Annotated in this window: 6 protein-coding genes; 1 reads left to right on the forward strand and 5 read right to left on the reverse strand. The window is 65.0% G+C overall.

Annotated elements, in window-relative coordinates:
* Window positions 1–281: 281 nt before the first annotated feature.
* Window positions 282–494, reverse strand: a complete 213-nt coding sequence (locus NKH57_RS33165; protein WP_352950542.1) for a tautomerase family protein — start codon at window positions 492–494, stop codon at window positions 282–284.
* 70 nt (window positions 495–564) lie between these two features.
* Window positions 565–1,305: an SDR family oxidoreductase gene (locus NKH57_RS33170; protein WP_352950544.1), complete on the reverse strand. Its 741-nt coding sequence runs from the start codon at window positions 1,303–1,305 to the stop codon at window positions 565–567.
* Window positions 1,306–1,408: 103 nt separating this feature from the next.
* Here NKH57_RS33170 and NKH57_RS33175 point away from each other — a divergent pair, with 103 nt between their 5' ends.
* Window positions 1,409–2,302 (forward strand): LysR family transcriptional regulator, encoded by an 894-nt coding sequence (locus NKH57_RS33175; protein WP_352950546.1) that lies wholly within the window; start codon window positions 1,409–1,411, stop codon window positions 2,300–2,302.
* A gap of 36 nt (window positions 2,303–2,338) precedes the next feature.
* On the opposite strand, the gene NKH57_RS33180 is transcribed toward NKH57_RS33175, so the two are convergent.
* The 3 genes from NKH57_RS33180 to NKH57_RS33190 form a co-directional block, all read right to left on the reverse strand.
* Entirely contained in the window at window positions 2,339–3,634 is a 1,296-nt protein-coding gene (locus NKH57_RS33180; protein WP_352950548.1) for an HlyD family type I secretion periplasmic adaptor subunit, read from the reverse strand.
* An 11-nt stretch (window positions 3,635–3,645) separates the two neighbouring features.
* Window positions 3,646–5,400 carry a type I secretion system permease/ATPase gene (locus NKH57_RS33185; RefSeq protein WP_352950552.1) on the reverse strand — a complete coding sequence of 585 codons (1,755 nt, stop codon included), beginning with the start codon at window positions 5,398–5,400 and terminating at the stop codon, window positions 3,646–3,648.
* 327 nt (window positions 5,401–5,727) lie between these two features.
* The coding region (locus tag NKH57_RS33190; protein ID WP_352950550.1) for a CLIPPER-2 domain-containing protein at window positions 5,728–6,992 on the reverse strand (1,265 nt) is incomplete at its 5' end.

Genomic DNA, 6,992 nt, shown 5'->3' on the forward strand with positions numbered 1-6,992 from the left:
TCCCGCTCAGCCACAAACGACTCAAGGCACGATGGGCCGATCAAAACCTGCTTAGCCTCTTTACTCATATGCGATAGCCCTGCCCACAAGGGGGAGGGTGAGGAAGCGCGTATACGCCAGTGGGTCAGCGCCTTACGACGATGCAGAAAAGCTGGGCTCCCCACCTCCCCCTTGTGGGCAGGTCGGACCGAAGGTCCGGGTGGGGGTGCTGGCGCAAATCTTGAAGAACCTGGTTCCTCGTCCCTGTTTTGCGAGAATTGAAGCCGTCGCTTGCCCCCGCGCTACTCCTTGGCGCGATAGGCGTCCGGCACGGTGAACACTTCGTCGGCCCGGCCATAGCCGCCGTCGGCGACCTCCTCCACCAGCACCATCGTGTAGGGGCGAACGCCCTCGCCGAAAATGTCGACGAACATCTGGGTGGTTCGATGGATGAGGTCTTCCTTCTGCGCCTTGGAAAGGGCCGCTTGCGGCATCTTGAAGTTGGCGAATGGCATGATCGTTTTCCTTGGTCTTTCGAGGGTGGATTCAAGCTGTTGGATAGAGCCAAGCCGGCTGATTGCCGCCTCAGATCACGCCGCCATTGGCGCGGATGATTTGCCCGTTGACCCAGCCGCTGTCCGGCCCGGCCAGGAACGAGACCAGCCCGGCAATGTCGTCGGGCTGGCCAAGCCGGCCGAGCGGGATCATCTTGCCGATGACCTCTATCTGCGCCTCGCTCTTGCCGTCCGTGAACAGGGCGGTTTCGATCGGTCCGGGCGCCACCGCGTTGACCGTGACACGACGCGCGCCGAGTTCCTTGGCCAGGATGTGGGTCATTGCCTCGACGCCCGCCTTGGTGGCGGCGTAGACGCCGTAGGCCGGCTGGTAGAGGCCGACGACGCTGCTTGAGAAATTGACGATGCGGCCGCCGTCGCGAAGCCGGCGCGCGCCTTCCCGCATGCCGCGAAACACGCCGCCGAGATTGATCGCGATCTGCGTGTCGAACGAAGCATCGTCGGTCTGCGCGATCGGCGACGTCTTCATGATGCCGGCATTGTTGACGAGGATGTCGATGCCGCCGAACGCCTTCTCGCCGGCGTCGAACAGCGCTGCGATGCCGTTCGGATCGGCGATATCGGCCCGCACGGCGATCGCTTTGCCGCCGCCGGCCTCGATGGTGTGGACAAGCTCTTCAGCCTCCGCGCGGCCGCGTGAATAGTTGACGACGACGGCGACGCCGTCGCGGGCGAGCCGCTGTGCGATCGCGGCACCGATGCCCTTGGAGGCGCCGGTCACGATCGCCGTTCTGGGTTGATCAGATGTCATGGAAGTGTCTCCGCGTTGTTGGTGACACAGACATAGGCCACGCCAACTTCCGGATAATCACCCGCCTATTGACATCACTATTCGGAAACTGCGAACAAAAGCCATGGATCGGCTGGACACGATGCGGCTCTTCATTCGCGTTCTGGAGCGGCGCAGCTTCACCGCTGCCGCGGCCGATCTCGGCCTGCCGCGTTCGACCGCGACGGAAGCGATCAGGCGGCTGGAAGAGCATCTCGGCGCGCGCCTGCTGGAGCGAACGACGCGGCAGGTGAACGCCACGCAGGATGGCGAAGCCTATTACCGGCGCTGCCTGTCGATCCTGGGCGAGATCGAGGATGCCGAGGCCGCCTTCCGCAATGCCGAGCCCTACGGGCTGCTGCGCATCGACGCCAGCACGCTGCTCACCCGCACATTCCTGTTGCCGCGCCTGCCGGAGTTCCTTGCCCGCTATGTCAGGATCGACCTGCAGATCGGCCAGAGCGACCGGCTGGTCGATCTCGTGCGCGAGGGGGTGGATTGCGTGATCCGCGTCGGCGAGCCGCCAGACAGCGGCATGATCATGCGGCGCCTGGCTGTCATACGCGAGATCACCTGCGCCAGTCCCGCCTATCTCGAACGCCACGGCACGCCCGCCTCCCCCAATGCGCTCGACGGTCACCAGGCGGTGGGCTTCGTCTCGTCGCGCACCGGAGAGACCCTTCCGTTCGAATTCACCGTCGGCGGCAAGACCCTTGAGGTTCGGCTGCCGGGCCGCGTGGCAGCCAACAATTCCGACACCGCCGCCGATCTGGCTCGGCTTGGCCTCGGCCTCATCCAGGCGCCGCGCTATCGCTTCGAGAAGGATCTCGCCGACGGAACGCTCGTCGAGGTGTTGGCCGACTACCCGCCTTCGCCGACACCGCTGTCGGCGCTTTACCCGCAGAACAGGCAACTCTCGCCACGCCTTCGCGTCTTCCTCGACTGGGCCTCGCGCATCTTCGCCGAGGCGGATCTGTAGGGTAAGATCAAAGGGTTGGCGTTGCCGAGCGTCTTCTCATTCCCTGAAGGCGCGGCTGATCTGGTCCTGCAGCGGCTTGACGAGGTAGGAGATCACGGTCCGGTCCGCAGTCTTGATGAAGGATTCGACCGGCATCCCCGGGACGAGCTTGACCTCGCCGAGCCGCGCGACTTCGGAGCTCGTGGTCGCGATGCGAACGGTGTAGTAGCTGATGCCGCTGCGCTGGTCGGTGGTCGTATCCGGCGAGGTCCGTTCGACCGTGCCGTTGATTTGCGGCGTGGTGCGCTGGTTGAAGGCCGAGAAGCGCAGCGCCGCCGGCTGGCCGACCCAGAGCTGGTCGATGTCGCTCGGCGCTATCTTGGCCTCGACGGTCAGGCTGTCGCTGTCGGGCACGATCTGCATGATCGTCTGCCCAGGGGTAATGACGCCGCCGATCGTATGGGCGATGGACTGCTGCACGACGCCGTCCTGCGGCGCGCGGATGTCGATGCGCCTAAGCTGGTCCTCGGCGGCGATCTTGCGCTCCGTCAGTTCGCCGACCTTGCCGTCAATCTCGCGCAAATCCTTGTTGACGTCGGTGCTGAGTTCGAGATCGATCTGGATGATTTGCAGATTGATCTCGGCGATCTTGCCCTGGGCTTGCGCCAGGGCGGCCGTCAATTGGCCGCGCTCGCCGTCGAGCCGCGCCGACTCGCGCTCCATGGCGGTCAGGCGATCGATCGAAATCAGCCGCTTTTTCCACAGCGCGCGTATGCTGGCCAGTTCCTCCTCGACGAGCGCGATTTCTTGCGATTTGGCATCCGCCTGGGCGGTGTCCCCGCCAATCTCCTTCTGCAACTGCAGGACCCGCTCCTGCAGCTGGCTCTTCTGACCGGAACGGGCCGCCCGCCGCGTCTCGAAGACCTGTTCCTCACCAGCAATGATCTCGGCGATTACCGGATCATTGCCGCGATTGAGAAGATCCTGCGGAAAGGCGATGGCGTCGGCGCCCTGGCGTTCGGCTTCGAGGCGCGCCTCGCGCGCCGACAACTGATCAAGCGCCTTGGTGACGACGGCGAGATTGGCCGCCGGCATGGTGGGATCGAGGCGCACAAGCAGCGCGCCGCGCTTGACGCGGTCGCCGTCATGCGCGGCGATCTCGCCAACGATGCCGCCTGTCGAATGCTGCACGTCCTTGATGTGGGAATCGACGACAAGAACCCCCGACGCGATGACCGCTCCCGAAATCCGCGTCAGCGAAGCCCAACCGCCGACGCCGCCGACTAGCAGCGCGACCGCGATGAGGCCAAAACGCATGTAGCGCCGAATGGAGTGCTGGGAGGGGCTGAGCATCGTTCCTCCTCTCACTCGCCTGCCGCCGCCGCGCCAAGCGGCGGCGCCGGCTCTTCAGTGGCGAGCCTGAGCCTCGGCACGGCGGCCACCGCGGGTTGCGGCCGTGGAAACAGCTTGGCCAAAACCTCGTCCTTGAGGCCGAACGCCTGGACGCGGCCCTGATTCATGGCAAGGATGAAATCGACCGTCCCGAGCGCGCTTGGCCGATGCGCCACGAGCGCGACGATGCCGCCGCGTTGACGCACCGAAACGATCGCCTGGAACAGTGCCTGTTCGCCTTCGGCGTCGAGGTTGGAATTGGGTTCGTCGAGCACCACCAGGAACGGATCGCGATAGAGCGCGCGCGCCACCGCGCTGCGCGGGCGCAGGCCGGCCGAAACGGCCACGCCGAGTTCGCCGATCTGCGTCTCGTAGCCGTCGCGGAAACCGACGATGAGATCATGCGCGCCGGCCGTCTTGGCGGCGGCAATGACCAATGCGGGATCGGCGTCGGGCTCGAAACGGGCGATGTTTTCGGCGACCGTGCCGGCAAACAGCTCGACGTCCTGCGGCAGATAACCGACAAAGCGGCCGCGATCCTCCGGCGACCACTGGTCGAGGTCGGCGCCGTCGAGCCGGACCCTGCCGGCGGCGGGCAGCCAGGCGCCGACAAGCGCCCTGACCAGCGTCGACTTGCCCGAACCGCTCTGGCCGATGATGCCGACGGCGTGTCCCGCTTCAAGCGCAAAGCTGACGTCCTGCACTAGGAGCCGCTGCGTTCCGGGCGCCGCCACGCTGACACCCTGCATGAAAATGTGGCGGCTCGGCGCCGGCATCGCCATCGGCTCGGCATCGGCGGGTACCGCCGTGAGAACCTTGGTCAGGCGCTGCCAGCCTTGCCGGGCGGTCAGGAAACCCTTCCAGTTGGCTATAACCAGATCGACGGGGGCCAGCGCGCGGCCACTCAGGATCGACGCGGTGATGATGATGCCTGCGGTCGCCTGCTGCTCGATCACCAGCCAGGCACCGACGCCGAGCATCGCCGATTGCAGCAGCATGCGCAGCACCTTGGACACGGCGCCGAAGCCGCCGGCGATATCGCTGACGCTGCGCTGCTCGGCGAGATAGTCACGGTTGGCCTCTTCCCATCGCCTGGCCATCCTGCCGCCCATGCCAAGAGCCGCGATGACTTCGGCGTTGCGGTTGCCGGTCGTGGTCAGGCCGTTGCGGACGATGCCGGCCTGGGTGCCGGAGGTGACCGGCTTGCGCGTCAGCCGCTCGGCATAGACGGTCAACAGCACCAGCACGATCGCCCCGACCAGGGCGGTCAGGCCAAGAAGCACATGGAACATGAAGATGATGGCCAGATAGAGCGGCAGCCACGGCAGGTCGAACAGTGCGGTCGGGCCGGTGCCCGACAGGAAGGCGCGCACGCTGTCGAGGTCGCGCACCGGCTGCATGCTGTCGCCGTTGCGCCCGACCTTGAGCGGCAGCTTGAGGACGCTGGAATAGACACGGGCGCCAAGCGCCTCGTCGAGAGCCCCGCCGATGCGCACCAGGATGCGGCCGCGGATGAAATCGAGCACGCCCTGGCCGGCATAAAGAATGGCGACGAGCAAGCTGAGGCCGATGAGCGTCGGCACGCTGCGGCTCGGCAGCACGCGATCGTAGACCTCGAGCAGGTAGAGCGAGCCGGCGAGCATCAGCACGTTGAGGACGCCGCTGAACAGGGCGATGGCGATGAACGCCGAGCGGCAGGACTTGATCGCCGCCGCGAGTTCGGAAATCTGCTGCCGGGTCTTGGGACTGCCAGTTCGCCGTCCGGTCGCCGCGACGCCAGGGGCGATACCTGGGCCGGTTTCGGCCTTATCGGGACCGCGTGCACGAAACAACAGAAGAGCGCCCAAACCCGCCAACGCCAGGCAGACCAGCCAGACACCCGGCGAGACCGGCAGCACGCCGCTGAGCCCGAGAAGAAGCGCGCAGGCGATCAAGACCAGGCCCAAGGACCTAGTCCTAGCCTGCGGCAAGCTGAAGATAGAGGAGCCCCTTCCCATGCTAATTCACCTGGCGCGCCGCGGCAGGGCATCTGGCCGGAAGGCCAGAAGCCTGCCTCAGGCGATGCCCGTCAGGCCTCCAACTTCATGCAGCGTGAGCCAGAATTGATCGAGCGTGTTGAGGTGATCGTGGACGATGTGAGTTCCATCGAACCAAGCTACGTGGTCGGTATCACCCGGCCCGGATGTCACCAGTTGATCCTGGTTGAACCACATCAACGCGTTCTTCAGGCCCTCGCCGTCTGCCTCCTTGCCGCCGTTCCAGTCGGTGATGCCGGTGCTCGCGTCGGTGACATCGACATACTTGGTCCAGGCAATCGAACTCGTCTTGACGGCACTGCCCGCCAGAGCAGTGCCGGCGCCGTTCTGATCGACGATGCCGTTGCTACCACCGATAGAGTCAACACTGAAACCGAGCCCCGCCCAGGCGCCCTCGCCCTTCAGCCACATCACCGCCTCGTCGATCAGGTCGTTGGGCTGACCGACATGGTTGTCGATGTTGAGCTGGGCGGCGATCGCCTGCTGCAACATGATGACGCGCGCATCGCCACCGGTCGAGCTCGATTCGATTGCCTTGGCTAGGTTGATCGAAATCAGGAGGTCGTGAGCGTCGTTGGCAATGCCGTCGCCGTTGCTGTCGCCGAGCAGCAAATTGCCGTCGGCGCGCGGATTGATGTCGAGGCTGGACAGGACACCACTGTTGAAGGCGCTCTTGGTGGGATTGCCTTCGTTGTTGGCGACATTGTCCCAGGCATCGGTATGGCTGCCCCAGAAGCCCTGGGTCAGCGCCTTGTTCGAGAAGCCCTCGTAGTCGCTGCTGTCGAGGCCGGTCGGCGTGAGTGAATGTCCGGCCGTGTCGACATAGGGATCGGTGGTGGCCGTGGCATTGTTGACGTAGCCGCCGAGTTGAGCGGTTCCCGTCGCCTTGTAATGCCAGATCTCGCCGATATCGAACACACCGTCCAGGTCAGTATCGCCACTGTTGTGGGTGCCGTTGAGGATCGCATTCGGATGGAAATCGTCGCCGGCGCCGGGAGTGCCGTTGTCGTCGGTAACGACGACATGGGTGAGCGCGACATTGCCGTCGTTTTTGACATCGTAGGTCCAGGTCACCGGCTGGCCCTGGAAGATGTTGAGGCCGTGGTCGACGCCATTGGTCTTCTTGTCGAGTGTAATATGCGGATTGGCGCCGAAATAGCTGGAGCCGTCGGTGTCGTCGGGATTGGCGCTATGGCCGGCGGTATCGGTGAACGATCCGGTGGCCGTGCCGATATTGCTGTAAGCGCCGATGCCGGCCACGCCGGTGCCGGTGAAAGTCCAAG

Origin of the sequence: Mesorhizobium sp. M1050 (assembly GCF_040318715.1) — a bacterium.
GTDB lineage: Bacteria > Pseudomonadota > Alphaproteobacteria > Rhizobiales > Rhizobiaceae > Mesorhizobium.